Here is a 25,061-nt window from a genome sequence, read left to right as displayed (position 1 = left end):
GCGCGAACGGGTGACTGCCGCGGCGCCCTGTGCTGCGACTCCGGGCGGGACCGAGCAGGCTGGGCGGGTGCCTCTGTCCGTCCCGGGTCTGCCCGCGCTGCCACCGGAGCTGGCCGGCCCGGTCGCGGTGCAGCTGGCCAAGCCGGTGCGGGAGATCCCGCAGCCCACGGCGCTGTCCGGTGGCTGCCGGTACGAACCCAAGTGGGACGGCTACCGGCTCGTCATCGTGCGCGACCGCAGCTCCACCCGGCTGTGGTCCAAGCAGGGGCGTGACCTCACCGACCGGTTCCCCGACCTCGCCGCCGCCGCGGTCGCCCAGCTGCCCCCCGGCTCCGTCGTCGACGGCGAGGTCGTCATCTGGCACGACGACCGGCTGGACTTCGGGCTGCTGCAGCGCCGCATGGTGACCGCCGCCGGTCGCATCGCCGCCCAGGTGGCCGCCGCGCCGGCGTCCTACGTCGCCTTCGACCTGCTGGCCACCGGTGGTGAGGACCTCCGCCGGAGCACCTTCGCCCGGCGCCGCGCGGGCCTGGAGGGCCTGGCCGCCCGCTGGGCGCCGCCGATGCAGCTCTCGCCGGTGACCGCCGATCCGGTCGAGGCCCGGCGGTGGTTCGACGACTTCCGTCCCGCGGGGGTCGAGGGGCTGGTGGTCAAGGGCGCCGCCACCCGCTACGCACCGGGTCGCCGCGACTGGCTGAAGGTGAAGAGCTGGGAGACCACCGAGGTGCTCGCCGGGGGCGTCATCGGCCCGATCGGACGCCCCGGCCAGCTGGTGGCCGGGCAGTACCGGGGCGGCGAGCTCGTGGTGGTCGGCCGCACCAGCCCGCTGACACCGGAGCAGTCCGCGGAGCTGGCCGGTGTGCTGCGCCCCGCGGCGGACGACCACCCCTGGCCCGAGCGCATCGGGACGGGCCGCTTCGGCGGCGGCCGGCTGTCGGTGCCGCTCACCCGCGTCGAGCCGACCGCCGTGGTCGAGGTCAGTGCCGATGCCGCGCTCCAGGCCGGGGTGTTCCGGCACCCGTTGCGCTTCGTCCGCGTCCGCCCGGACCTGCACGCCGACGACCTGCCCGTCCTGCCCTGAGCGGGGCGCACCCCTCGGGGGGATGAACCGGTCAAGTTTGCATCCCTGCAGGTCGATGGGGGTTCGTGACCGGCCACACCCCTCCGATCGCCCGTGCTGCCTGGCTGCACACGGCGCTCGCCGTGCTGGTCGTCGCCGTCATCGTGACCGTGGTCCCTGCCGGGCCGTGGCGGCCCGCCGCCGAGGTCGTCCTGTTCGGACTCGGCACCTCCGCCGTCCTGTGCGCGCTTCGTCGGCACCGCACCCGGCTCGTCGTCGCCTGGCGCGCCATCGGTGCCGGCCTCGGCTTCTTCGCCGCGAGCTGCGTCGCGGAGGTCGTCGCGCTCAGCGGGATCGCACCCGGACCGTCGTCGGCCGTGGAGTCGTTGCTGGACGTCGCCGCCTACGCGGCCCTCGTGGTCGGCGCCCTCGGAGTGATCCGGAGCGGCCGGCGTCGCCGGGACTGGAGCAGCTGGATCGACACCGCCACGCTGCTGCTGGCCGCCGGCCTGGCCATCCTGGCTGTCGGCGGGGACCGGCGCTCGATGTCGGTCGACCTGGTCGAGGTCGACATCGGCACGCCGCTCGTCACCGTCGTGCTGCTCTTCGTCTGCGTACCGCTCGCCATGTCGCGGGGCGGCCGGTCGGTCACCACCATGGCCTTCCTGGTCGCCGGCGTGTTCACCGTCATCGGGTACGGCGGCCGCATCCTGGGTGACACGGCCCTGCGCGACGCACCCCTCCTGGACCCCCTGCCGCTGCTGGCCGTGGCGGCGCTCTGCCTCGCCGGACGGCACCCCGCCGTCGCGACGATGGGCGAGCCGCCCTCGTCCGTGCACGAGGACACCGGCAGCCGGGTCCTCGGTCTGGGCGCTGCGCTCCTGGTCAGCCCGGCCCTGCTGATCCTCTGGACCCTCGGCCGCGGCGGGATCGGCTACGTGCTCGGCATCGGCAGCGCGACGCTCACCGGCCTCGCCCTGTGGCGCCTCATGGCGCTGGACCGGGAACGCGAGCGGATCCGCGTCGCCCTGGACGCCAGCCAGACACGGCTGGAGCTCCTGCTGGCCAACTCCGCCGACGTCATCTCGATCATCGCCTCCGACGGCACGATTTCCTACATGAGCCCCGCCGTGGAGTCGCTGCTCGGCCGGCCCGCCTCCTACTACGTCGGCCGCGAGGCGATCACCCTCGCCGATCCGCGGGACCAGGCGCGGCTGCGCGCCGTCGTAGCGTCCGCCGGCCCGGCCACCGGCGGCTTCACCGACACCGACATCCGGGTCCAGCACAGCTCCGGCAACGCACGCTGGGTCGAGATGCGGATCAGCGGCCGGGTCGACGCCGCCGGCATCGAGGGCTGGGTGGTCAACATCCGGGAGATCACCGACCGCAAGCTCTTCGAGGACGAGCTGCGCCGCCAGGCGACCACCGATCCGCTGACCGGTCTGCTCAACCGCACGGCATTCAACGACCGGCTGGTGGCCGCGACCGCGGACGCCGACCCGGCGGCCCCGCCGGCGGTCCTCTTCGTCGACGTCGACGACTTCAAGAGCATCAACGACACGCTGGGGCATGCGGCCGGCGACGAGCTGCTGCTCGCCGTCGCCGGCCGGCTCTCCGCGGACGTCCGCGGCGACGACGTCGTCGCCCGGCTGGGCGGGGACGAGTTCGCCCTCCTGCTCATGGACGCCGACGCCGACCGGCTCCGCGACGTCGCCGACCGGCTGCTGGCCGCCGTCCGCCTCCCGGTGCAGCTCGCCGGCCGGCCCGTGACGGTGACGGCCAGCGTCGGCGGCGCCCTGGCCGGTCCCGGCTGCACCGCCGAGGAGCTCCTGCACCGGGCCGACACCGCCATGTACAGCGCCAAGCGCGGCGGCAAGGACTCCCGGGCCCTCTCCGGCACCACGCCGGCCCCCGTGCCGGGGAGCGACGCCAGGACCTGACCGGCCCCGGGGTCAGCTCAGGCGGGTGCTGAGCCGGACGGTGACACCCCCGGGCCGGGGCAGGACGTCCACGTGGTCCCACAGCTTCCGCGCCAGCCACAGCCCCATGCCGCCCAGCGCGAGGTCGTCCCCGTGCGCGGGACGGAAACCCGTGAACGGGTCGTCGAACCCGGGCCCGCTGTCGCTGATGGCGCAGACCAGCCGGTCGTCGGACACCCACACCTTCGCCGAGACCGGCCGGGCGCCGTGCCGGAACGCGTTCGAGGCGATCTCGCTGGCCGCGAAGTGCAGGTCCTCGGCCAGGTCCGGGTCGCTCACCCGCTCCGACATCACCGCGCGGAGAGCGGCCCGCAGGGCGGCCAGCGACTCTGCGTCGGTCACGCCGAACACCGGGCCGGCGTCCTCGAACGACTCGCGGGGCACCGGCAGCCGCCGGACGTAGTCCCGCTGATCGCCGAACTCGCCGCTCGGCCGCACGGCGCCGCCGGAGATCAGCAGGGGGTGCGTCCGCGCGACCCCGCCCAGCACGTCCGCGGGGAGCTCCCGGCGGTCGAACAGGCACAGCACCGACACCGGCTGCCCCGCCAGGCCCGGGTTCACCGCGGCCTCGTACCGGAGCCCCTCGCGCCGGCTCCGCGGTGCGGTCCCGAACCGCACCTGCGTGACGAGCCGCAACCGTCCGGACCGGGCGGCCCGCGCCCGCTGCACCCACTCGGCGGTCACACCCGTCGCATCGGCGACCCGGGTACCGATCAGGCAGATCCGCTCGTCGACGGCGACCTCGGCCGCACGGTCGCCCAGTGCTCCGGTGATCAGCGCGACGGTGGCCGGCGGGCAGGAGACCAGGATCAGGTCCCCGGCCAGGAGGCCCGCCTCGACGAAGGGCACGACACCGGCCAGCATCTCTGCGTCGGAACCGAACAGCAGCCCCACGTGCGCGTGCGGCTGGGCGCCGTCGAGTGCCGGCACAGCGGCACGGGTCGTGCCTGCGTCCACCGCCTCGCTCATGCAGTCCTCAGTGGTCCGCGGCCGCGCCTCGGCCGGATGGTTGAACGCCGGATGGTTGAACAGTGTGGGGCATGTCCGTGACGACGTCGCCACCGGGCCGGTACCGGTGGCACGAGCGGCCTCCCGCCCCCGGCGACGATGTTTCACGTGCACCATCGACGCCGTGAGCGACGACCGTGAAGTCCTGACCTACGAGGCGTTCGGCACGGCCAGCCGTGAGCTGGCCCGGCAGGTCGCCGCCGACGGCTTCGAACCGGACCTGGTGCTGTCCATCGCCCGTGGCGGGCTCTTCCTCGGCGGGGCCCTGGGCTACGCGCTGGACGTCAAGAACCTCTTCGTGATGAACGTGGAGTTCTACACGGGGGTGGACGAGCGGCTGGACCTGCCGGTGGTGCTCCCACCGACCCTCGACGTGGTCGACCTGACCGGGGCCAACGTGCTCGTGGCCGACGACGTGGCGGACACCGGCAAGACCCTCGAGCTGGTCCGGTCGTTCTGCGCCGGCTACGTCGCCGACGTCCGCACCGCGGTCATCTACGAGAAGCCCGGCTCGCTGGTGCGCTGCGACTACGTCTGGCGCCGGACCGACCGCTGGATCGACTTCCCCTGGTCGGCCGAGCCGCCGGTGCGGCGGCGGGCGGGCTCCTCCGGGCACTGACCACCCGGCCGGGACGCAGATCGGCGGCGGTGGGATCGCTCCCACCGCCGCCGTCCCCCCAGGTCGCCCCGTCGCCGCGTCTTGCGCCGGGCCCCGCGACCAAGTCTCTGCTGCGCCGGATCGGCGCCATGCCCCCTTCATCGGCGGCTCGCTGGAACTACTACAGCGGAATCACCCGATCGATGAACCTTCCTCGTTCCGTAAACCCGCCCGAGATGGGTCGGAACCTATTTCTTCCGGAAGTGCGGACGGTCAGCGGCGGTGGGAGACGGTGACCGTGAACTTGGGCGTCCGCGCCACCAGCGACGTCGGGCCGACCGTCCGCCCCAGCACCGGCTTGTACCTGAGGGTGCTGTTGTAGACGGTCCAGAGCTCGCCACCGGGCCGCAGCACCCGCGCGGCCGCCACGAAGAGCCGGTCGGCTGCGGTGGTGACCACGGCGGCGCCGACGTGGAACGGCGGGTTGCAGACGACCAGGTCCACGCTCGCGTCGGGCAGCGAGGCGGCGGCGGCGTCGCGCACGACCTCGACCCGCTCCCCCACCCCGTTGGCGTCGGCCGTGGCCCGGGCGGAGGCGACCGCGGCGGCGGACTGGTCGGCCGCGACCACCCGCAGGTCCGGCCGGGCCTGCGCCAGCGCGACCGCCAGCACACCGGTGCCGCAACCCAGGTCGAGCGCGGTGCCGGCCGCGGCCATGCGGTCGAGCGAGCCGAGCAGCACGCGGGTGCCGATGTCGATCCTCGTGCCGGCGAACGCGGCGCCGTGCGCGCAGACGGTCATCGGCGGGTCGGTGTGCACCTGGCGGCGCGGGAAGGACGAGCCGTGCGGGCGGGGACCGCGGGCCACCAGCACGCGCGACTTCTGCCGCGCGAGGGTTGCCGAGACGTCGGTGAAGGACTCCCGCAGGACGTCGTTCATCGCGTGCGTCATGTGCTTGACCCGGCCGCCGACCAGCACCGTCACGTCCGGCGCGGCCGACGAGGCCACCACCTCCGCGATCTCCCGCAGCGCCTCCAGGCCCTTGGGCGCCTGCACCAGCACCAGCCGGGCACCGGCGGCGAGCCCGGCGTCCAGCGGCAGCGACCGGTAGGAGCCGGGAAGGCCCAGCTGCTCGGCGTTGCGGGCCAGGGCGAGCTCCCCGACCAGCAGGTCCTGGCTCACCCGCACGTCGCTCGCGCCGTGCAGCGCCACCGCGCCCAGGGTGAGGGCGCCGTACCCGTCGTCGACGACGGCCACCTCGCCGGGCCCGCAGAGGGCGAGGGTGGCAGCGGCCTCGTCCAGCAGCAGCCGGTCGGTGGCGTCGACGGCCACCAGATCGGGGGCCTCGACGTCCGGGGCGCGACCCAACCGGGCGAAGAACTCCTCGGGGGAGCTCACCGCGGGGTCGCGGCGATCAGCTCCACGACGACGCGGGCCAGCTCGGGGCCGACGTCCTCCTGCAGGAAGTGCCCGCCGCCGGGCAGAGTGGTGTGCGCCATCCCCTGCGCCCCGGGCACCAGCTTCTGGAAGGCCCGCTCGCCTCCGCCGGTGATCGGGTCGGAGTCGGAGAACGCGGTGAGGAAGGGCTTCTCCCACCGGGTGAGCACCTGCCAGGCCGCCCGGTTGGCCGCCGCCGCAGGGTCATCGGGTGCCGTGGGCACCAGCGCGGGGAACATCCGCGCGCCGGCCTTGTACGAGTCGTCGGGGAAGGGCGCGTCGTAGGCGGCGACGACCTCCGGGGACAGGCCGGCGACCGTGCCGTTGCCGACGATCCGGCCGACCTGGAAGTCCGGGCTCTCCTGGGAGAACCGCTGCCACGCCAGGAACGCCTCGCTCATCGGCTGGTCACCGGTGGGCAGGCCGGTGTTGGCGACGACGACCCGGGCGAACCGGTCGGGGTTCTCCGCGACCAGGCGCAGCCCGATCAGCCCGCCCCAGTCCTGCCCGACGACGGTGACGTCGCGCAGGTCGAGCTCGTCGAGCAGCGCCTGGCGCATCCACCCGACGTGCCGGGCGTAGCTGTAGTCGTCCCGGGCGGCCGGCTTGTCCGAGCGGCCGAAACCGACCAGGTCCGGCGCGACGACGCGCAGCCCGGCGTCCACCAGCACCGGGATCATCCGCCGGTAGAGGAAGGACCACGACGGTTCGCCGTGCAGCAGCAGGACCGTCTCGCCGTCGGCCGGTCCCTCGTCGAGGTGGGCGACCCGCAGCCGCCCGCCGTCGCCGCTGTCGACCGCCACGTAGCGGGCCTGGTACGGGAAGTCGGGCAGGTCGGCGAACCGCTCGTCCGGCGTCCGGAGGATCTCCATGCCGCCACCCTGCCAGGCCAGGCATGGGAAGCATCACCTGCGTCAGCGGCGCGGAAGACGCAGGTATCGCTTCCCATGCCTGGCGTGGGGCGCGTCAGACGCCGGGCAGGCCGACCGGGCAGGAGACGCCGGTCGAGTGCACGGGGCAGTAGCCGTTCGGCACCTTGTAGAGGTACTGCTGGTGGTAGTCCTCGGCGTAGAAGAACTGGCCCAGCGGCGCGATCTCGGTGGTGATCTCGCCGTAGCCGGCCGCCTGCAGCCGCTCCTGGTAGGCGTCCCGGGTGGCCCGTGCGGCCTGCTCCTGCTCGGGCGACGCGTAGTAGATCGCCGAGCGGTACTGGGTGCCGATGTCGTTGCCCTGCCGCATGCCCTGCGTCGGGTCGTGGTCCTCCCAGAAGACCTTGAGCAGCCGCTCGTAGGAGATCACCGCGGGGTCGAACACGACGAGAACCACCTCGGTGTGCCCGGTGCGCGCCGAGCAGACCTCGTCGTAGGTCGGGTTCCGGGTGTACCCGCCCGCGTAGCCCGCGGCGGTCGAGTAGATGCCCGGGGTCTCCCAGAAGACCTTCTCCACGCCCCAGAAGCACCCGGCACCGAAGACGGCGGTCTGCATGCCGTCGGGGAACGGCGGCTGGATGCGGTTGCCGTTGACCGCGTGCACCTCGGGCACGTGCGGCAGCGGGTCGGGACGACCCGGCAGGGCGCCCTCGGGCGCGACCAGTTCGGTCTTGGCACGGGAGAACAACATGTCCCGAGCGTAGGACGGCGTCGCAACCCGGTGGCACGCGATGCACCTGGTCGGGCGCATGATCGACGGGTGACCGTGCGCACCCGTGAATGGCAGCTGGCGGCCCGGCCGCACGGCGAGCCCACCCCCGACGACTTCCGGCTGGTCGAGCTCGACCGGCCCGACCCCGCCGAGGGCCAGGTCGTCATCCGGATGCTCGTGATGTCGGTCGACCCGTACATGCGCGGCCGGATGAACGCCGGGAAGTCCTACGCCGCCCGGTGGGAGATCGGCGAGACCATGCGCGGCGGCGCCGTCGGCCGGGTCGTCGCCTCGCGGTCCGCCGACGTCCCCGAGGGTTCCCTGGTCCTCGCCGACGCCGCATGGCGCGACGTCGCCGTCCTCGACGCCGCGCACGTGCGCGTGCTGCCCGAGCTGCCCGGCATCCCGCCCAGCTACCACCTCGGCGTCCTGGGAATGCCGGGGCTGACCGCCTGGGCCGGGCTGTTCCGGCTCGCGGAGTTCCGGGCGGGCGACACCGTCTTCGTGTCGGGCGCGGCCGGCGCCGTCGGCAGTCTCGTGGGCCAGTTCGCCCGGCTGAGCGGGGCGTCGGCGGTGATCGGCAGCGCCGGGACACCGGACAAGGTGCGCTGGCTGACCGAGGAGCTCGGCTTCACCACGGCCTTCGACTACCACGACGGGCGCGTCGCCGACCTGCTCGCGGCCGCGGCCCCGGACGGCATCGACGTCTACTTCGACAACGTCGGGGGCGAGCACCTGGAAGCAGCGATCGGCGCGTTCAACGAGCACGGCCGGGCCGCGCTGTGCGGCGCGATCTCCGCCTACAACGCCGTCGAGCCGCCGCCCGGGCCGCGGAACATGTTTCAGATGGTCAGCAAGAAGCTGAGCCTGCGCGGGTTCATCGTCGGCGACCACACCGACCTGCAGCCGGCGTTCGCCGCCCAGGTGCCGGAGTGGCTGCGCGCCGGTGACCTGGTGGTCCGGGAGACCGTGCGGGAGGGGCTGGAGAACGCGGTGGACACCTTCCTCGACCTCCTGCGCGGCGGCAACACCGGCAAGATGATCGTCCGGCTCGCGGCCGAGGACGGCTGACCGGGGTTCCGGCACGGTCCGGCGGGGAAGGCTGGAGACCATGTGGCTCTTCCTCACCGCCCGGCTGCGCACCTGGCTGCTCCTCACCGTCGTCGTCCCGCTGGCCACCGGCCTGCTGCGCAGGATCGGCCGGGCCCTGGAGCGGCGCGGGGGTCCCTCGCGGATCAGCGGCGCCCTGCTCAAGGCCGGGGAGCTCGGTGACCGCGCCCGGGCGACGCTGCGCGGTGGCGGGCGCGGAGGCCGGCGCCGGTGACCGCGCCGGTCCTGGAGACCCACCCGGCGACCGGGCGCCCGCGCGCGGTCGCGCTGTTCTGCCACGGCGGCACGGTGGCCAGCGTGGAGCCGCCTAAGGAGCGGGCGCTGTCGCTGGTCCGGATGCGCGCGATCGAGCAGTTCGTGTCCGCCGCGGGCGGGGCTCAGGGGCTCACCACCTGCCTGCTGCGGTACCGCCTGGCCGGCTGGAACGGGGTGGCCGCCGACGCCTACGCCGACGTGCGCTGGGCACTGGACCGGATCCGCGACGAGCACGGCGACCTGCCGGTCGTGCTGGTCGGCCACTCGATGGGCGGGCGGGCCGTCCTCCGCGCCGGCGGTCACGACGGCGTGGCCGCGGTCTGCGCGCTGGCGCCCTGGACGCCCCCCGGCGAGCCGGTGGAGCACCTGCGGGGGCGCAGCGTGGTGATCCTGCACGGTCGGGGCGACCGCTGGGTGCCGGCGGGCCTGTCGGAGGAGTTCGCCGTCCGGGCGCAGCAGGCCGGGGCCCGGGTGGCCCGGTTCACCGTCGCCGGCGGGCACAGCATGCTGCGCGGCGCCCACCGGTGGCACGGGTTCGTGCGGGACGTCGTCCTGGCCGGCGCCGGGCTCGCGCCGATGCGCCGCGACGTCGCCGAGGCGCTGGACCGCCCGGCACCCGAGGGCCTGACCGTCGCGCTGTGACCGCTCAGCCCGGCAGGGACGGCGCCGGGTCGTCGTCCAGCCGGGCCCACAGCAGCTCGTCGTGCTTCACGCCGTCGCCGTACCGGAAGGACCGGCGCAGCCGCCCCTCGTAGGTGAAGCCGGCCTTCTCCGCGACCCGCGCCGACGCGGCGTTCTCCACGGCGTGGCACAGCTCGATGCGCTCGACCGGCAGCGCGTCGAAGGCCCAGCGGCAGGCGGCGTCCACGGCGGTCGGTGCCACTCCGCGGCCACGGGCGGGCGGCGCGGTCCAGTAGCCGATCTGTGCGTCGCCCTGGCGCGGGTCGATCGAGTGAACCGACACCGAGCCGAGCAGCTCCCCCGTGGCGCCGTCCACGACCGCCCACGACGCGCGGTCGGCGTCCGTGCGCAGCGTGGCGAGCAGCGCGACGGCGTCCGCCCGCGAGGAGACACCCCCGGTGCCCGACCACAGCCGCGCGACCGGGTCCTGCTGGGCGGCGAACAGGGCGTCGACGTCGTCGTCCCGCCACGGCCGCATCCCCAGCGGGCCAGGGGTCAGCTCGGGCGGCTCCACCCCGCCATCGTGCCGCAGCGGGCTCAGCCCTGCGCGGACCCCGGCCGGAGCATCGGCTTGTGGCTCTTGCCGGCGATCGCGTCGGGGAGCACGGCCGACAGCTTGCCCATGAGCTTGCTGGACCCCGACCCGGCGAACACCGATGCCTCCCCCTTCATCAGGCCCTCGAACCCCTGCCGGGCCACCTGGGCGGGATCGTCCTTGCTGTCGCTGGCACCGAGCTTGGTGTCGGTCGCCTCGGCCCGGTCGAAGAATTCCGTCTCGGTGGGCCCCGGCAGCAGCGCGGTGACGGTGACGCCGGTGTTGGTGAGCTCCTCGCGGATGCCCAGCGCGAGGAACTGCACGAAGGCCTTGGTCGCGGAGTAGACCGACTGGAACGGCTCGGGGGCCTGGGAGGCGACCGAGGAGGTGAACAGGATCCGCCCCTCGTTCCGCGCCACCATGTCCTGCACGACCCGCTTGGCCAGGTGCAGCGTGGACACGCAGTTCAGCTCCACCATGCCGATCTCGGCGTCGAGGTCGGTCTCGGCGAACCGGCCGCGACGCCCACGCCGGCGTTGAGCGCGGCGGCGTCCAGCGGCCGGCCGGCCCCGCGGACGGCGGCGACCACCTTCTCCACCTCCGCCCGCCGCGTGAGGTCGGCCCGGATGTCGGAGACGGCGGCCCCCCGCTGCTGGAGCTGGAGCTTCGCCGCGTCCAGCTCGTCGTCCTCCGCGACCACGATCAGGTCGAAGCCGTGCTCGGCGAACTGCTTGGCCAGCTCGAGCCCGATGCCGCTGGAGGCACCGGTGACGAGGGCGAGGGGGCGGACTGCTGCGTCGGACACGGGACCTCCAGCTGGGGACGGCGGGACAGACCCTCCTGCCCACGCTCGCGGCCGGCCACGCGTGCCCGGTCGCACGTCTGCCGTCGAGGTCGCGCGGTAGCCGTTCCCCCGAGCGACTGCCAGGCATGGGAAGCGATACACCCGTTTCCGCGGTCAGAACGCATGTATCGCTTCCCATGCCCAGGGGGGAAGGCGAGGCTGACCTTGGCCCGCCGGGGCCACGGGTCGGCCCCCGCGTGACACCCCCGGAGGGCAGGACAGGAGCGACCACCCAGTCCTGAACCGCCCTGCGAGGCCGCCGTGTACCTGTCCAAGACCGAGGCAGCCGTCCTGCCGACCACGTTGGGGGCCGCCCGGACGCCCGCGAACGCGCCCGCACCCGGCCGCCGGCGCCTGTGGTCGATGCTCGGCCCGGCGTTCGTGGCCGCCGTCGCCTACGTCGACCCCGGCAACTTCGCGACGAACTTCTCCGGCGGCGCCGCCTTCGGCTACACCCTGCTGTGGGTCATCGTCGCGGCGAACCTCATGGCGATGCTGATCCAGTCGCTCACGGCCAAGCTCGGGCTGGCCACCGGTCGCGACCTGGCCACGCTGTGCCGCGAGCGCTTTCCCCGGCCGGTCACCTGGGGGCTGTGGCTGCAGGCCGAGGCGGTCGCCATCGCCACCGACCTCGCCGAGATCGTCGGCGGCGCGGTGGCGCTCAACCTGCTGTTCGGGGTGCCGCTGCCGATCGGCGGGCTGATCACCGCGGTCGTCGCGTTCGTCCTGCTGGCCGCGCAGTCCCGGGGGCACCGGCCGTTCGAGCGGGTGATCACCGGGCTGCTGCTCGTGGTGGGCCTCGGCTTCGGCTACACGCTCGTCGGCGCCGGGGTGGACGTCGGCGGCGTGGCGAACGGGATGGTGCCGTCGTTCGACGGCGCGGACAGCATCGTGCTGGCCACCGGCATCCTCGGCGCCACCGTCATGCCGCACGTCATCTACGTGCACTCCGCGCTCACCCCCGGCCGCTACGGCGACGCCGTCACCGCCGGGCGCACCCACCAGGGGCGACGGCGGCTGCTGCGCGCCCAGCGCCTCGACGTGCTGCTGGCCATGGGGCTGGCCGGCCTGGTGAACGCGGCGATGCTGATCATCGCCGCCCAACTGTTCACCAGCGGCAGCGGCGCCGACACCCTCGAGGGCGTGCACGCCGGGCTCGGCGACCAGCTGGGCACCGGTGCGGCGCTGGCCTTCGCCGTTGCGCTGCTGGCCTCCGGCTTCGCGTCGTCGTCGGTGGGCACGCATGCCGGGCAGGTGGTCATGGCCGGGTTCCTGCGCCGGCACATCCCGGTGCTCACCCGCCGGCTGATCACCCTCGCGCCGGCGCTGGCCGTGCTGGTGCTCGGCGGCGACCCGACGACCGCGCTGGTGTGGTCGCAGGTGGTGCTGAGCTTCGGCATCCCGTTCGCGCTGGTGCCGCTGCTGTGGCTGACCAGCCGCCGGGACCTGATGGGCGGCTGGGTGAACCGGCGGGTCACCACGCTCGCCGGCTGCGTGGTCGCGGCGCTGATCATCGGGCTCAACGCCCACCTGCTCCTGGGCCTCGTGCTCGGCTGACGCTGCGTCTCCGCGGAAACGCAGGGGTGGGTTTCCGCGGAAAAGCGGGGTGGGGCGGTGGTGAAGGGCAGCGGTTCCTCTCACCACCGGTGGACGAAGTGGTGCACCGGGCCGTGGCCGGACCCGATGCCGAGGGACTCCCCCGCCCCGAGCGCCGCGTGCAGGTAGTCGCGGGCCTGCTCGACCACCGACTCCCACGCACCGGGCCCGCCCACCCCGCGCGCGACCAGGGCGGCGATCGCCGAGGAGAGGGTGCAGCCGGTGCCGTGCGTGGCCGACGTCGCCACCCGCGGACGCCGGGTCACCAGGACCCCGCCGGCGTCGACCAGGACGTCGACGCTCTCCTCCCCGTCCAGGTGCCCGCCCTTGAGCAGGACCGCGTCCGGGCCGAGGCCCAGCAGCGCCCGGGCCTGCTCGACCATCGCGTCCACCGTCCCCGCCGGCGGCCCGTCGAGCAGCGCCGCCGCCTCCGGCACGTTGGGCGTGACCAGCGCGGCCAGCGGCAGCAGGTCGGTGCGGATGGCGTCCACGGCGTCCTGCCCGACCAGCCGGTCGCCGCTGGTAGCCACCATCACCGGGTCGCAGACCACCGGGCCGGGGCGGCGCTCGGCGAGCACCGCCGCCACCTCCCGGACGACGTCGGCCGTGCCCAGCATGCCGAGCTTGGTGGCTCCCACGGGCACGTCGTCGAGCAGCGTGCGCAGCTGGTCGCCGACGAAGGCCGCGGGAACGGCGTGCACCCCGGTGACGCCGCGGGTGTTCTGCGCGGTCAGCGCGGTGAGCACCGCGGTGCCGTAGACGCCGAGAGCGCTGAAGGTCTTCAGGTCGGCCTGGATACCGGCGCCACCGCTGGGGTCGCTGCCGGCGACGGTCAGCGCGACGGCGGTCGGCGTCGCCCCGGTCATCGCGCCACCGCCGTCCCGACCGCCGACCGCAGCGCACGCGCCGCGGCCTCCGGATCGGGCGCCGCGCAGATCGCCGAGACCACGCAGACGCCGTCCACGCCGGTCACCGAGGTCGCCCGCGCGGCGTCGATGCCGCCGATCGCCACCGTCCGCAGCCCCGCGGCGCGGGCCCTCGCCGCCAGCGCCGCGACGCCCCCGGGGCCCAGGCCGGTGCCGGCGTCCGGCTTGGTGGGCGTGGCCCAGACCGGACCGATGCCGACGACGTCGACCGTGCCCGGTGGCAGCGCCAGCGTGGCCGCCATCTCCGCCGTCGTGCCCGCGGACAGCCCCAGCAGCCGGTCCGGGCCCAGCAGCGCACGGACCTCGGCCGGCGGCAGGTCGTCCTGGCCGATGTGCACGCCGTCGGCACCGGCCAGCAGGGCGACGTCCACCGCGTCGTTGACGAACAGCGCGACGCCGGGAGCGCCGGCCAACGCGTCGCGGACGGCGAGGGTGAGCTCGTAGAGCTCGCGCCGCGAGGCGTCCTTGTCGCGCACCTGCACCGTCGTCACGCCCCCGGCGACCGCGGCCCGCACGACGTCGGCGACGGTGCGCGGACGGGAGAGTGCGGTGTCGGTGACCAGGTAGAGGGTCGGGTCGAGGCCCGGCCTCACGACTCGTCCCGGAGGTCGGCGCGCAGCAGGTCGTCGGCGGTCACCGCGTCGAGCGCGTCCACCCAGGCCGCCGCGAAGGTGCCCGGTCCCGAGCACACCGCGGCGGCGGCCTCGGCGGCCAGCGCCACGTGCGCGTGCGCCGCCACCGCACCGGTCAGGCGGTCCCCGGCCACGGCGACGTACGCCGCGGTGAGCGCGCCCAGCGCGCAGCCGGCCCCCGTCGTCCGGGTCAGCAGCGGGTGCCCGCCACCGACCCGCACGACCCGCGAGCCGTCGGTGACGACGTCGACCGGGCCGCTGACCGCGACGACCCCGCCGGTGCGCGCGGCCAGTGCGGCGGCGGCGTCCAGCGCATCGTCCGCGGTCGCAGTGGAGTCCACCCCGCGCCCGCCCGCACCGGCGCCGGCCAGGGCCATGACCTCCGAGGCGTTGCCTCGCACCACGGCCGGCCCACCGCCCGCCAGGTCGACCGCCAGGTCGGTGCGGAACCGCAGGCCGCCCACGGCCACCGGGTCGAGCACCCACGGTGTCTTGGCCGCCGCGGCGGAGCGGACGGCGACGCGCATGGCCTCGGCGGAGCGCCCGTGCACCGTGCCGACGTTCACCAGCAGCGCCGAGGCGATCGCGGCGAAGTCGCCGGCCTCCTCGGGCGCCTCGACCATCGCCGGCGCGGCGCCCACGGCGAGCAGCACGTTGGCGGTGAGCGTCTGCACCACCGTGTTGGTCAGGCAGTGCACGAGCGGGCTGCTCGTGCGGAGCGCCGCGCGAGCGGCCGCGAGCGCGTCGACGTCCACGTGACATCCCTTCGCCAGCATGACCTGGGCAGGTTCGACGGGTGTCATCTCAGCCCGGTGCGCGGGCACCCCGTGTCGAGGCCGAAGGTAGCAAGCGCTCAGCCGCGCCGTTCCCCTCCGGACCACGCCGATTCGAAGAAGCCCAGCTCCAGCTCCATCGCCCGCCGGTAGGCCGCAGCGACGGCGGGGGTGTCGGCCGCGTACCGGTCCAGCAGCTCCTCCAGCGTCGCCGCCAGCTGCTCGAAGCCGGGATCGGCGTAGGTGGTGACCCACTCGGCGAAGGGCCCGTCGGAGGCCGCCGCGGACCCACCGGCCAGCGACTGCCCGAGGAAGGCGTAGAGCCGCATGCACGGCGTCATCGCCGCGCAGGTCTCCCCCAGGCCGCCGGTGGCGGCGGTGGCCAGCAGGAAGTCGGTGTAGGCCGAGGTCGCCGGCATCGGCTCGACGCCGGTCAGGGCGATGTCCTCCCGCGCGGCGTACCCGTCGTGCAGCCGCAGCTCCTCGCGGACCCCGGCCAGCAGGTCGGCGAACGCCTCCAGGCCGGCCCGGTCGGGGCTGCGGACGACGGCCATCGCGTACCCGCGGGCGAACGCCTGCAGGAAGAAGGCGTCCTGGGCCACGTAGCCGGCGAAGCGCTCCCGCGGCAGCGACCCGTCGGCCAGCCCCCGCACGAACGGGTGGGCCAGCGTGGCCCCGGCGAGGTCGGTGGAGTCCGCCCAGAGGCGGCGGGCCAGGCTCATGCGGCGCCCCGGGACCCGTCGCCCATCGCCATGTCCCAGAACGCGACCTCGGCGTCGAGCACCTCGAGCACCACGTCGTCGTGCCGGCCGCCGAGGGCGTCGGCCGCGGCCGCCAGCCCGTCGACGTAGCCGGCGAACTCCGGCGTGGTCCAGTGCGCCACGTACCCGGCGTACTCCGGCGCGCCGGGAGCCGCCGCGCTCCAGGCGTCCAGGTAGACGCGCTCGATCGCCCAGAGGGCGGTCAGGGCCGCGGGGACGTCGACGCCGTCCAGGCGGTCGAGCAGCCCCGCGTAGGCGGCGGTGGCCGGGAGGCGGGGGACGTCGAGGTCGAGACCGCGGCGCCCGGCGAGCTCCTCGAACCAGGCCAGCTCCGCCACGAGTGCGACCGCCCCCGCCGCGAGCACGGCCTGCGCCGGACGCGGCGCGCGGGCCAGCAGGCGGGCCTGGAACCGCAGCAGGTCACCGACGTAGCGGGCGTCCTGCACGAGCCAGGTGTCGAAGGCCCCGGGAGGGATGCTGCCGTCACGGACGGCGAGCAGGAAGGGATGGCGGGTGGCCCGTTCCCAGGCCGCAGCGTGGTCACGGAGCAGATCGGACGTCGGCACGGCGCGACAGTACGGGCGGGGCTACAGTTCCGACGCACGTGTGCGGGAGCTCGGGTCGACCGGGCTGAGAGGGCGGCTGACTGCGCCGCCGACCGCTGGAACCTGTCCGGGTAATGCCGGCGTAGGGAGCTGACCATGAGTACGTCCGATGCCGTCCGCACGTCCACCGCCCGCGGCGACGCGCCGCTCACCCTCACCGAACCCCCGCCGCGATCGCTGGGCTTCGGCGACGCCCTCGGCCTGTGGGGCAACCTCGGGGTCAGCCTGCTGCTGCCGGTGGCCGCCGTCTTCGTCGTCCTGCCCGGCCGACCGCTGACCGAGACGCTCGGGGCCGTCGTCGTCGGCGCGCTGATCGGCGCGCTGCTGCTCGGGATCGGCGCCGCGGCGGGCGCCCGCGAGGGCGTGCCGGCGATGGTGCTGCTGCGTGGGCTGCTCGGCCGGCGCACCTCCTGGCTGCCGACGGCGTTCAACCTGGTGCAGTGCATCGGCTGGGCGACGTTCGAGATCGTGATCATCGCCGAGGCTGCCTCCCGGGTGCTGGACGCCCCCCGCTGGCCGTTCGTGCTGGTCGCCGGCGTCCTGGCGACGCTCATGGCCCTGCGCCCGCTGGGCGTCGTCCGGATCCTGGCCCGCTACGCCATCTGGGCGGCGGCCGCGGCGGTCGTGTACCTGCTCGTCGACGTCCTGTCCCAGCCGCTGCCGGACACGATGGACGACGGCGTGGCGACGTCGTTCTGGACGGCGACCGACATCGTCATCGCCCTGCCGATCTCCTGGTTCCCGCTGGCCGCCGACTACACCCGGCACGTGCGCAGCGGGCGGGCCGCCTTCGCCGGCGCGAGCATCGGCTACGGGCTGGCGACGATGGTGATGTTCACCCTCGGGGTGCTCGCGCTGGCCGCGTACGGCAGCGGCGGGTTCGACGTCATCGACGCCCTGCTGGCCGTGCCGCTGGGTGCGCTCGCGGTGCTGATCCTCGTCACCGTCGAGCTGGACGAGGCCTTCGCGAACCTCTACTCGACGGCGGTGTCGGCGCAGAACGTGGTCGGCCGGCTGGACCGCCGGGTGGCGGTCCTCGTGGTCGGCACCCTGGCCACGCTCCTGGCGCTGAGCTTCGACATCGTCGCCTACGAGCCGTTCCTCTTCCTCATCGGCGCGGTCTTCGTGCCGCTGGTCGGCGTCTTCGCCGTGGCCTACGCGCTCACCCCGCGGGGCGCCTGGGACACCTCCGACACCGCCCGCACGCGGCCGGCGCTGCTCCTGCCCTGGGCGGCCGGGTTCGTCGCCTACCAGCTGACCCTGCCGACCTTCTTCGGCGGCCCGGGCTCGGGGTGGACGGCGTGGTGGTCCGCGCGGCAGGCCGACCTCGGGATCGATCCGGCCAACGGCTGGTCGGCCTCGCTGATCAGCCTCGCCGTGGCCGCGACCCTGACCGCGCTGCTGGTCCTGCTCGGCGTGCTGCGCCGCAGGCGGGCGCCTCGGTGACCGCCGACGTCGTCGTCGCCGGCGGCGGCCTGATCGGGCTGTCGCTGGCCTGGCGGGCCGCCCGGCGGGGACTGTCGGTGACCGTGGTGGACGACGCCCCGGGCAGCGGCGCCTCGCGGGCCGCCGCCGGGATGCTGGCACCGGTCTCGGAGGCCGGTTACGGCGAGGAGGCGCTGCTGCGGCTCTGCCTGGCCTCGCTGGACCGCTACCCGGCCTTCCTCGACGAGCTCGCCGCGGACACCGGGGTCCGGGTGCCGCTGCGGAGCGCAGGCACGCTGGTGGTCGGCTTCGACGACGACGACATGCGGGTGCTGGCGGACCTGCAGACGTTCCACGTGGAACTCGGGCTCGAGGTGCACCGGCTGCTGGGCCGGGAGGCGCGCCGCCGCGAGCCGTCGCTGAGCCCCCGGGTGCGCGGCGGCCTGCACGTCGCCGGCGACCTCTCGGTGGACCCCCGCGAGCTGCACCCGGCCCTGCGCGCCGCCGCCGAGGGCGCCGGCGTCCGGATCGTCGGCTCCCGCGTGGCCGGACTGCTCACCGACGGCGGCGCCGCCCGCGGGCTCGCGCTGGACGGCGGCGCGGAGCTGCGCGCGGGCACCGTCGTCCTGGCGCTCGGCCCGCACAGCGGCGCCCTCCCCGGGGTACCCGCCGTGCCGGTCCGCCCGGTGAAGGGCCAGATCCTGCGGATGCGCGCAGCGGCCGGGCTGCTCGAGGGCACCGTGCGGGCACTGGTCCGCGGCCGCTCGGTGTACCTGGTGCCGCAGGGGGACGACGGCCTGGTCGTCGGCGCCACCGTGGAGGAGCGCGGTTTCGACGGCACCGTCACCGCCGGCGGGGTGCACGACCTGCTGCACGACGCCCTCGACGTCGTCCCGGGCGTGAGCGAGCTGGAGCTGGCCGAGACCCTGGCCCGCTGGCGGCCGGGCACCCCCGACAACGCCCCCCTGCTGGGGCCGACCAGCGTGCCCGGCCTGGTGCTGGCCACCGGGCACCACCGCAACGGCGTGCTGCTCACGCCGGTCACCGCCGACGCCGTCGCCGACCTGCTCGTCACCGGCGAGCTGCCGGAGGTGGCCGCGCCCTTCACCGTCGACCGTTTCGGGGCACCCTGAGATGTGCCCCGCAGCCCCAGGAGGACGAGTTCTGTGCAGGTGACCGTGAACGGCGTCCCGGCCGAGCTGGCCGAGGACGTCACCGTGGCCGACCTCGTGGCCGCGCGCGTCGGCGGGCACGACCGGGTCGCCGTCGCGCGCAACGGCGACGTCGTACCGCGCAGCAGTTGGGGGCAGGCCCGGCTGGCCGACGGCGACGCCCTCGAGGTGCTCGCACCGACCGCAGGAGGATGACCATGACCGCACCCGAGGCCCCCACGGCCGACCTCGTCCCCGCGTTGGCCCGGGAGGAGGCGGGCGACCCGTTCACCGTGGGCGGCGAGACGTTCACGTCCCGGCTGCTGCTGGGCACCGGCGGCGTGCCCAGCCTGGAGGCGCTCGAGGCGTCGGTGCGGGCCTCGGGCACCCAGCTGGTCACCGTGGCCCTGCGCCGGGTCGAGGCCTCGGCCGGTGGGGCGATGATGGCCGTGCTCGACCGCTGCGGTGTCCGCCTGCTGCCCAACACCGCCGGCTGCCGGACCGCCCGGGAGGCGGTGCGCACCGCTCGCCTGGCCCGGGAGGCGTTCGACACGAACTGGGTGAAGCTCGAGGTGATCGGCGACGAGCACACCCTCCTGCCCGATGCCGTCGAGCTGCTGGACGCAGCCGAGCAGCTGGTGGCCGAGGGCTTCGTCGTGCTCGCCTACACCACCGACGACCCCGTGCTGGGCCGCCGGCTGGCCGACGCCGGCTGCGCTGCGGTCATGCCGCTGGGCTCGCCGATCGGCAGCGGGCTGGGCATCCGGAACCCGCACAACATCGCCCTGCTGCGCGAGGCGGTGTCCGTGCCGGTCGTGCTCGACGCCGGCATCGGCACGGCCTCCGACGCGGCGCAGGCGATGGAGCTCGGCTGCGACGCGGTCCTGCTGGCCTCCGCGGTCACCCGGGCGCGCGACCCGGAGCGGATGGCGCTCGCCATGCGCCAGGCCGTGGAGGGGGGGCGGCAGGCCAAGCTCGCCGGCCGCATCCCGCGCCGCTGGCACGCGGAGGCCTCCACGTCGTTCGCCGGCCTGCCGGAGCTGTGATCCTCCCCCGCCTGGTCGTGGTCACCGACCGGACGCAGTGCGCGCGGCCGCTCGTGCAGGTCGTGGCGGCCGCCGTCGCCTCCGGCGCCCGTGCCGTGCTGTTCCGCGACAAGGACCTGCCGCCCGCAGAACGGTCCGCCCTCGCCACGGACCTGCGGTCGGTGCTCGAGCCCGTCGGCGGCCTGCTGGTGCACGGTGGCGCAACCGGGGCGCCGCCCGGGACGCCGGTCCACCTGGCCGCGGCCGAACCGTTCCCGGCGGCGCGGCCCCCGCTGGTCGGTCGCTCCTGCCACTCGGCCACCGAGCTCGCCGCGGCGGCGCGCGAGGGCTGCGACTGGGTGACGCTCTCCCCGGTCTTCCCCACGGCGTCCAAGCCCGGCTACGGCCCGGCGCTCGGCCTGGACGGCGTGGCCGAGCTGGCGGTGGGCGCACCGCCGGTGCTCGCGCTGGGCGGCGTCCGGCCCGACGACGTCGCCGGTTGCCTGGCCGCCGGGGCGCACGGGGTGGCGGTCATGGGCCCGGTCATGCGCGACCCCGCGCTCGTCGCGGAGTACCTCGCCGCGGCGGCCGGGGGGCCCGGTTCGCAGCACCCCTGATCGGACGGCCGGAGTGATCTGGGCTACATCAGGTTTGGGGAGCCGCCCGGCGACCCATACGTGACTGTTCAGCCTGCACAGGATCCTGCGGGCCGGGGAACCGAGGAGAACGCGCGCGTGACAGGGCAGGCGGCCGGGACCACCTGGCGGTCGGCGTACCCGCCTCCGGTCGAGCCGCTGCTCGCCTGGGAGCTGACGGTCGTCGCCGAGCTGCCCGACGTCCGGGCCGACGTGCGCCGCGAGCTGACCGCGGATGCCCGCGGATCGGCGACGCCCGACCTCATCGACCGCCTCGTCCTCGCCCTCGACGAGATGGCCTCCAATGCGCTGCGGCACGGCGGCGGAGCGGTCCGCGCCGCGATCGGCAGCACCGCCACCGCCTACCTGATCGAGGTCTCCGACCAGGCGGCACAGACACCGCCGACGCCGGCGGTCGGCCGCGACCCCAGCTTCGGCGGCCTCGGGCTCTACCTGATCGCGGAGCTGGCCGACGAGCACGGCTGGTACTCCTGGGACGGGCACAAGCACGTCTGGGCACTGCTGCCCCGCTGAGCGGCGTGCGCGCCTCAGTCCTGCGGGTGCAGGCGCAGCGCGACGATGGCGACGTCGTCCTGCAGGCCCTCGGGGCGTAACCGCAGCAGCAGGGCGTCGCACAGCTCCGGCAGCGGCAGCCCGACCAGCTCCGCCAGCGCCGCGGTGAGGCGTGCGGTGCCCTCGTCGAGGGAGAGGTCACGGCCCTCGACCAGGCCGTCGGTGTAGAGAAGCACGGTGGCGCCGCGCGCCACCGTGGTCTCGGTCTCGGTGCGCCGGGTCGCCGGGTCCACGCCGAGCATGAGCTCGGCCCGCTGCCCGGCGAGCTCCTCGATCCGGCCGTCGGGGTGCACGACCAGCGGCGGCGGATGGCCCGCGTTCGACCAGCGCAGCCGGTTCACCCCGGCGGCCCGCTCCTCGGCGGTCTGCTCGACGCGCACGATCGCCGCCGTCGCCAGCGTGCCGACCTGGAGGCTCTGCATGGCGCCGTCGAGGTCGGTCAGCACGGTGGCGGGCCCGAGACCGTCCCGGAAGCCGATCCCGCGCAGCATGCCGCGCAGCTGGCCCATCGCGGCGGCGGCCTCGGTGTCGTGCCCGACGACGTCGCCGATGACGAGCACGGTGGCGCCCGAGGCCTGGACCCAGGCGTCGTACCAGTCGCCGCCGACCTCCGCGACCGCCATCGCCGGGTGGTAGCGGACGACGATCTCGCTGTGGTCGGGCTGGGGCGGGGCGGTGAGCAGGCTGCGCTGCAGCCCCTCGGCCAGCCGGCGCTGCTGCCGGTAGAGCCGGGCGTTGTCCAGGGCGAGCGCCATCCGGCCGGCGACATCCCGGACCGTCGCGACGTCCTCGTCACCGGGCACCGGGCGGTCGGCGGACCGGTAGATGCTGACGGCGCCCAGCGTCCGGCCCCGAGCGGACAGCGGCAGGGTCACCGCCGACTGCGGCGCCAGGCGCCAGAAGACGTCACTCACCTCGCCGGCCGGCAGGGTGGAGCCCGCCGCGGCGCCTACGTCGGGGACGACGAGGACCTGGCCGGAGGCCAGCGCCCGCATGATGGGCGCCCCGGGCTGCAGGGAGGCCAGGCGCAGGGCGGCGTACCGGGCCACGAGGTCGCGCTGCTGCGGGTCCCGGTGCGAGGTCGCGACGTCGCGCATCCGGCCGTCCTCGTCGACCAGCGTGAGGATCGACCAGTCGCCGAGCTCGGGCACGAGCAGCTCGGCCACCCGGCGCAGGGCGGCCTCCTCGTCCTCCAGCGTGCCGAGCGCGGCGGACATGGCCGTGGTGGTGTGCGCGACGAGGGCGAGCCGGGCCGCGCTGCGCCGCGCATGGTCCTCCGCCGCCCGCCGTTCGGTGACGTCGAGGAAGGAGACGGAGAGGCCGTCGGGGGTGGGCCAGGCCCGCACCTCGAACCAGGCGTCCAGCGGCGCCGGGTAGTAGGCCTCGAACATCTGCTCCCGGCCGGTGGCCGCCGCCGTCCGGTAGTGCCGCTCGAAGTCGCTGCCCACGGCAGCCGGGAAGAGCTCCCAGACGACGCCGCCGAGCAGCTCCTCGCGGCGGGCGCCCAGCACGCGCTCGGCCTCGGCGTTGACGTAGGTGAAGCGCCAGTCCCGGTCGAGGGAGAAGAACGAGGCCTTCATCGCCTCCAGCAGGCGGGCGATCCGCACGTCCTCCTGCCGCTGCGGCGTGGTGTCGTATCCGGCGCCGAGCAGGCGCACGGCGGTCCCCTGGTCGTCGGCCACCGCGCGGCCGCTGCCCCGGATCCAGCGGGTCTCCCCGGACGGCAGGACCACGCGGTACTCCGCGTCGTAGGAGCCGACGGTGTCGATGGCCGCCTGGAGGGCCTCCAGGGTGCGCTCGCGGTCGTCGGGGTGGACCCGGGCGGCGAAGGCGTCGATCGACTCGTCGAACCCGGCCCGGTCGTAGCCGAAGAGGGAGAGCAGCCGGTCGTCCCAGAGCAGCCGCCCGGTGACCAGGTTCCAGTCGAAGCTGCCGATGCCGGCCGCGTCGATGGCCAGCTCGAACCGCAGGCGGTGCGCCTCGTACTCCGCGGTGAGCGCCATGAGGTGCAGCTCGGTGCCCACGGAGTCGGCGAGCTGCCGGAGCAGCGCGATGTCGCGTTCGGTCCAGTCGCGCGCCTCGGTCCCGTAGACGCACAGCGCCCCGAGCGCCTCGCCCTCACCCGTGACCAGCGGGATGCCGAGGTAGGAGCCGATCTCACCGGAGCGCACCGGAGCGCGCTCGGAGACCCGGGGATCGCGCGCGGCGTCGCGCACCACGAGCGGACCGCCGGCGGCCACGGCGACGGCGCACAGGGAGTCGGCCAGCGGGAGCCGGGCGCCGATGCCGCCGGGTGGGAGACCGGTGCCGGCCACCGCCGTCTGCACCTCGCCGACGAGGGAGACCTGCGCGATGTCGCAGTCGAGCAGCCGGGTGGTGAGGTCGGTGAGCCGCTGCAGGTTGCGGGACCCGAGGGCCTCGGGGACCAGCCGGCGCACCTGCTCGGTGCGGTCGGCCCCTCGGCCACCCGGGTCCGCGGCCCCGGGGAACAGCCCCGGGGAGCGCTCGGCGGCGGTCACGACGGTTCCTTCCCAGCGGTGCGCGGTGGTGGGACACGGCTGCTTCGGTCCGGCCACGGTCGGTGAAGAGCGTTTCACACCGGTCGACGGAGCGCGCGCGCCCCGGGAGGGGAGGGGTGGGAGGGGACGAGGACGACGAGGGGCGCCGGGAGCCGGGGCGGGCGCCCACCGGCCGGGACCGGAGCCGGTCCCGGCCGTCGTCGGCGGGCGCCCGCCGCTCGGCGGCGGTGGCGGACGGTGGACCGTCCGCCGGCGCGGGTCCGCGGGAGCCGGCGACGCCGTCCTCCCCGCCGACCGGAGCGGCAGCGGCGGATGTCGCTCGTCGGCCCGCGCCGTCCACCTCGCGCCGGCCAGGCGCTGTCGGTCAGAGACCCGGGTCGCGAGGTTCGCGCCCGCCGGGCACCGGCAGGACCTGTCGTCCACCGCGACGGATCCGCAAGGCCGGCAGTCCGCGCCGCCGGCGATCCGTGCCTCCCTGGAGGGTCCGCGCGCTGCCTGGGGTGCGGCAGCCGTGCGGGGGGACGAGGCCGGATACGACGAGCGAGAGGTCTGCGGGTACTGCGGAGGGGCACCGTCGAGGCGGGCTGGGCGTGGCCGACGGGGGTCGGCCAGGAGGGGGGACGGAGTCGGGACCGAGACGACGATCCGCGGTCACCCGGGGAAGTGGGCGACCGGTCGCGGCGTGCTCGACGGAGTGCGGGAGACGGCGTCCACGGCCGGCTGCCGTGGTCGCGCGGAGTGCGTCCCCGGCGGCGCTGGCGGCGCCGGGAGGGAGTGCGACGAGGGTGCCCGCGCGGAGAACGGTTCCGGGGGGAGACCGTTCGCGGGCCCGTGTCTTCGCGGGGGTGGGGGTGAGCCCCTGGCCGTGCCCGGGAGCGGATCGCCCCGCGCCCGGGTGTCACCGGAGCCCCGGGGGGCTCGCGGTGCGGGCACCGCGGAGGTCCGGGTCATCGGACCGGAGGAGCGGACCGGGAGGGACGGCGGCGTGGACCGCGCCCAGTACCGACCCGAGGACGGCCAGTCCCGCGGTGGACGCGAGCCGACGCGTGGCTGCGACCGTGCCGAGGGTTCCGTGGAACTCGGGAGGGTGGGAGGACGGGCGGTCGCGTCAGATGCGGCCGTACCGGTCCGCGTCCCCGGCGACGACGCCGGCTCCGCGGGAAGGAGCGCCGGGGCGGGGGAAGACGCCACGGGCGCGATCGTGGGAATGCTGGGCAGCTCGCGCAGCACCACGGGCGGGTCGAGGTCCCGGCGGACCGGCCGAGCGGCCGAGGGGCCCCAGGCCAGGTACT

The 25,061-nt window shown here is 75.4% G+C and carries 24 protein-coding genes, 1 pseudogene and 2 riboswitches; of the genes and pseudogenes, 13 read left to right on the top strand and 12 right to left on the bottom strand.

Features of this window, described 5'->3' with window-relative positions; translation table 11 throughout:
- Positions 1–67: 67 nt before the first annotated feature.
- On the top strand, positions 68–1,081 hold the full coding sequence (locus C5507_RS12390; protein ID WP_104528832.1) for an ATP-dependent DNA ligase: 1,014 nt from the start codon (positions 68–70) through the stop codon (positions 1,079–1,081).
- Between the two features lie 65 nt (positions 1,082–1,146).
- Complete coding sequence (locus tag C5507_RS12385) at positions 1,147–3,000, top strand: sensor domain-containing diguanylate cyclase (RefSeq protein ID WP_104528831.1); 1,854 nt, start codon at positions 1,147–1,149, stop codon at positions 2,998–3,000.
- A gap of 12 nt (positions 3,001–3,012) precedes the next feature.
- Here the strand turns inward: C5507_RS12385 and C5507_RS12380 are convergent, their stop codons facing one another.
- Positions 3,013–4,008 (bottom strand): sensor histidine kinase, encoded by a 996-nt coding sequence (locus C5507_RS12380; RefSeq protein WP_158657594.1) that lies wholly within the window; start codon positions 4,006–4,008, stop codon positions 3,013–3,015.
- A gap of 163 nt (positions 4,009–4,171) precedes the next feature.
- Between C5507_RS12380 and C5507_RS12375 the strand changes: the two genes are divergently transcribed.
- Entirely contained in the window at positions 4,172–4,666 is a 495-nt protein-coding gene (locus tag C5507_RS12375; protein ID WP_104528829.1) for a phosphoribosyltransferase, read from the top strand.
- Between the two features lie 252 nt (positions 4,667–4,918).
- On the opposite strand, the gene C5507_RS12370 is transcribed toward C5507_RS12375, so the two are convergent.
- The 3 genes from C5507_RS12370 to msrA all read right to left on the bottom strand — a co-directional run bounded on the left by C5507_RS12370 (position 4,919) and on the right by msrA (position 7,702).
- Positions 4,919–6,043, bottom strand: a complete 1,125-nt coding sequence (locus tag C5507_RS12370; protein ID WP_104528828.1) for a class I SAM-dependent methyltransferase — start codon at positions 6,041–6,043, stop codon at positions 4,919–4,921.
- Positions 6,040–6,954, bottom strand: a complete 915-nt coding sequence (locus tag C5507_RS12365) for a haloalkane dehalogenase (protein ID WP_104528827.1) — start codon at positions 6,952–6,954, stop codon at positions 6,040–6,042. Before C5507_RS12365 ends, C5507_RS12370 begins: the two co-directional genes overlap by 4 nt.
- A gap of 94 nt (positions 6,955–7,048) precedes the next feature.
- Positions 7,049–7,702 carry a peptide-methionine (S)-S-oxide reductase MsrA gene (msrA, locus tag C5507_RS12360; RefSeq protein ID WP_104528826.1) on the bottom strand — a complete coding sequence of 218 codons (654 nt, stop codon included), beginning with the start codon at positions 7,700–7,702 and terminating at the stop codon, positions 7,049–7,051.
- 69 nt (positions 7,703–7,771) lie between these two features.
- On the opposite strand from msrA, the gene C5507_RS12355 reads away from it, so the two are divergent.
- From C5507_RS12355 to C5507_RS12345, 3 genes are read left to right on the top strand one after another with little or no spacing between them, the layout of a single operon-like run.
- Positions 7,772–8,794, top strand: coding sequence for an NADP-dependent oxidoreductase (locus tag C5507_RS12355; RefSeq protein WP_207225884.1), 1,023 nt, complete (start codon positions 7,772–7,774; stop codon positions 8,792–8,794).
- Positions 8,795–8,834: 40 nt separating this feature from the next.
- Positions 8,835–9,047: a hypothetical protein gene (locus tag C5507_RS12350; RefSeq protein ID WP_104528825.1), complete on the top strand. Its 213-nt coding sequence runs from the start codon at positions 8,835–8,837 to the stop codon at positions 9,045–9,047.
- Positions 9,044–9,730: an alpha/beta hydrolase gene (locus C5507_RS12345; protein ID WP_104528824.1), complete on the top strand. Its 687-nt coding sequence runs from the start codon at positions 9,044–9,046 to the stop codon at positions 9,728–9,730. The genes C5507_RS12350 and C5507_RS12345 overlap by 4 nt, the downstream gene beginning before the upstream one ends.
- 4 nt (positions 9,731–9,734) lie before the next feature.
- Here the strand turns inward: C5507_RS12345 and C5507_RS12340 are convergent, their stop codons facing one another.
- Positions 9,735–10,283 carry a GNAT family N-acetyltransferase gene (locus C5507_RS12340; RefSeq protein ID WP_104528823.1) on the bottom strand — a complete coding sequence of 183 codons (549 nt, stop codon included), beginning with the start codon at positions 10,281–10,283 and terminating at the stop codon, positions 9,735–9,737.
- Positions 10,284–10,306: 23 nt separating this feature from the next.
- Positions 10,307–11,109: pseudogene (locus C5507_RS12335) on the bottom strand (SDR family NAD(P)-dependent oxidoreductase).
- A gap of 300 nt (positions 11,110–11,409) precedes the next feature.
- On the opposite strand from C5507_RS12335, the gene C5507_RS12330 reads away from it, so the two are divergent.
- A complete protein-coding gene (locus tag C5507_RS12330) occupies positions 11,410–12,705 on the top strand; it encodes an Nramp family divalent metal transporter (protein WP_207225883.1) in 1,296 nt (431 codons plus the stop codon).
- 80 nt (positions 12,706–12,785) lie between these two features.
- Here C5507_RS12330 and thiD read toward each other — a convergent pair whose 3' ends face one another.
- From thiD to C5507_RS12305, 5 genes are all read right to left on the bottom strand, one after another.
- Complete coding sequence (gene thiD, locus C5507_RS12325) at positions 12,786–13,610, bottom strand: bifunctional hydroxymethylpyrimidine kinase/phosphomethylpyrimidine kinase (RefSeq protein ID WP_104528822.1); 825 nt, start codon at positions 13,608–13,610, stop codon at positions 12,786–12,788.
- Complete coding sequence (gene thiE, locus C5507_RS22855) at positions 13,607–14,263, bottom strand: thiamine phosphate synthase (protein ID WP_104528821.1); 657 nt, start codon at positions 14,261–14,263, stop codon at positions 13,607–13,609. Before thiE ends, thiD begins: the two co-directional genes overlap by 4 nt.
- Complete coding sequence (thiM, locus tag C5507_RS22850; RefSeq protein ID WP_104528820.1) at positions 14,260–15,057, bottom strand: hydroxyethylthiazole kinase; 798 nt, start codon at positions 15,055–15,057, stop codon at positions 14,260–14,262. The genes thiE and thiM overlap by 4 nt, the downstream gene beginning before the upstream one ends.
- Positions 15,047–15,140, bottom strand: a riboswitch (TPP riboswitch). It overlaps the preceding gene by 11 nt.
- Before the next feature lie 15 nt (positions 15,141–15,155).
- A complete protein-coding gene (locus tag C5507_RS12310) occupies positions 15,156–15,797 on the bottom strand; it encodes a TenA family protein (RefSeq protein ID WP_104528819.1) in 642 nt (213 codons plus the stop codon).
- Entirely contained in the window at positions 15,794–16,402 is a 609-nt protein-coding gene (locus C5507_RS12305) for a TenA family protein (protein WP_104528818.1), read from the bottom strand. The genes C5507_RS12310 and C5507_RS12305 overlap by 4 nt, the downstream gene beginning before the upstream one ends.
- A 32-nt stretch (positions 16,403–16,434) precedes the next feature.
- A riboswitch (TPP riboswitch) is annotated at positions 16,435–16,547 on the top strand.
- Between C5507_RS12305 and C5507_RS12300 the strand changes: the two genes are divergently transcribed.
- From C5507_RS12300 to C5507_RS12275, 6 genes are all read left to right on the top strand, one after another.
- The gene (locus C5507_RS12300; protein WP_104528817.1) at positions 16,538–17,887 is read left to right on the top strand and encodes a purine-cytosine permease family protein; all 1,350 of its coding nucleotides are present in this window, start codon (positions 16,538–16,540) and stop codon (positions 17,885–17,887) included. It overlaps the preceding riboswitch by 10 nt.
- Complete coding sequence (gene thiO, locus C5507_RS12295; RefSeq protein WP_104528816.1) at positions 17,884–18,999, top strand: glycine oxidase ThiO; 1,116 nt, start codon at positions 17,884–17,886, stop codon at positions 18,997–18,999. Before C5507_RS12300 ends, thiO begins: the two co-directional genes overlap by 4 nt.
- Positions 19,000–19,032: 33 nt before the next feature.
- Positions 19,033–19,233, top strand: coding sequence for a sulfur carrier protein ThiS (thiS, locus tag C5507_RS12290; protein WP_104528815.1), 201 nt, complete (start codon positions 19,033–19,035; stop codon positions 19,231–19,233).
- Between the two features lie 2 nt (positions 19,234–19,235).
- Positions 19,236–20,063, top strand: coding sequence for a thiazole synthase (locus C5507_RS12285; RefSeq protein WP_278044331.1), 828 nt, complete (start codon positions 19,236–19,238; stop codon positions 20,061–20,063).
- Complete coding sequence (locus C5507_RS12280) at positions 20,060–20,659, top strand: thiamine phosphate synthase (protein ID WP_104528814.1); 600 nt, start codon at positions 20,060–20,062, stop codon at positions 20,657–20,659. Before C5507_RS12285 ends, C5507_RS12280 begins: the two co-directional genes overlap by 4 nt.
- A gap of 117 nt (positions 20,660–20,776) precedes the next feature.
- Positions 20,777–21,211, top strand: a complete 435-nt coding sequence (locus C5507_RS12275) for an ATP-binding protein (RefSeq protein WP_104528813.1) — start codon at positions 20,777–20,779, stop codon at positions 21,209–21,211.
- 14 nt (positions 21,212–21,225) lie between these two features.
- Here the strand turns inward: C5507_RS12275 and C5507_RS12270 are convergent, their stop codons facing one another.
- A complete protein-coding gene (locus tag C5507_RS12270; protein ID WP_104528812.1) occupies positions 21,226–23,769 on the bottom strand; it encodes a SpoIIE family protein phosphatase in 2,544 nt (847 codons plus the stop codon).
- Between the last annotated feature and the right edge of the window lie 1,292 nt (positions 23,770–25,061).

Origin of the sequence: Blastococcus saxobsidens (assembly GCF_002938435.1) — a bacterium.
Taxonomy (GTDB): Bacteria; Actinomycetota; Actinomycetes; order Mycobacteriales; family Geodermatophilaceae; genus Blastococcus; species Blastococcus saxobsidens.
Note: the sequence above shows the minus strand (reverse complement) of the source record. Positions and strands in the feature narration are given on the sequence as shown.

Excerpts from the sequence above, each read along its gene's own strand:
- C5507_RS12285 (WP_278044331.1), top strand. The coding sequence starts at position 19,236 with ATGACCGCACCCGAGGCCCCCACGGCCGACCTCGTCCCCGCGTTGGCC.
- msrA (WP_104528826.1), bottom strand. The coding sequence starts at position 7,702 with ATGTTGTTCTCCCGTGCCAAGACCGAACTGGTCGCGCCCGAGGGCGCC.
- thiD (WP_104528822.1), bottom strand. The coding sequence starts at position 13,610 with ATGACCGGGGCGACGCCGACCGCCGTCGCGCTGACCGTCGCCGGCAGC.
- C5507_RS12300 (WP_104528817.1), top strand. The coding sequence starts at position 16,538 with ATGAGTACGTCCGATGCCGTCCGCACGTCCACCGCCCGCGGCGACGCG.
- C5507_RS12365 (WP_104528827.1), bottom strand. The coding sequence starts at position 6,954 with ATGGAGATCCTCCGGACGCCGGACGAGCGGTTCGCCGACCTGCCCGAC.
- C5507_RS12380 (WP_158657594.1), bottom strand. The coding sequence starts at position 4,008 with ATGAGCGAGGCGGTGGACGCAGGCACGACCCGTGCCGCTGTGCCGGCA.
- C5507_RS12350 (WP_104528825.1), top strand. The coding sequence starts at position 8,835 with ATGTGGCTCTTCCTCACCGCCCGGCTGCGCACCTGGCTGCTCCTCACC.
- C5507_RS12310 (WP_104528819.1), bottom strand. The coding sequence starts at position 15,797 with ATGAGCCTGGCCCGCCGCCTCTGGGCGGACTCCACCGACCTCGCCGGG.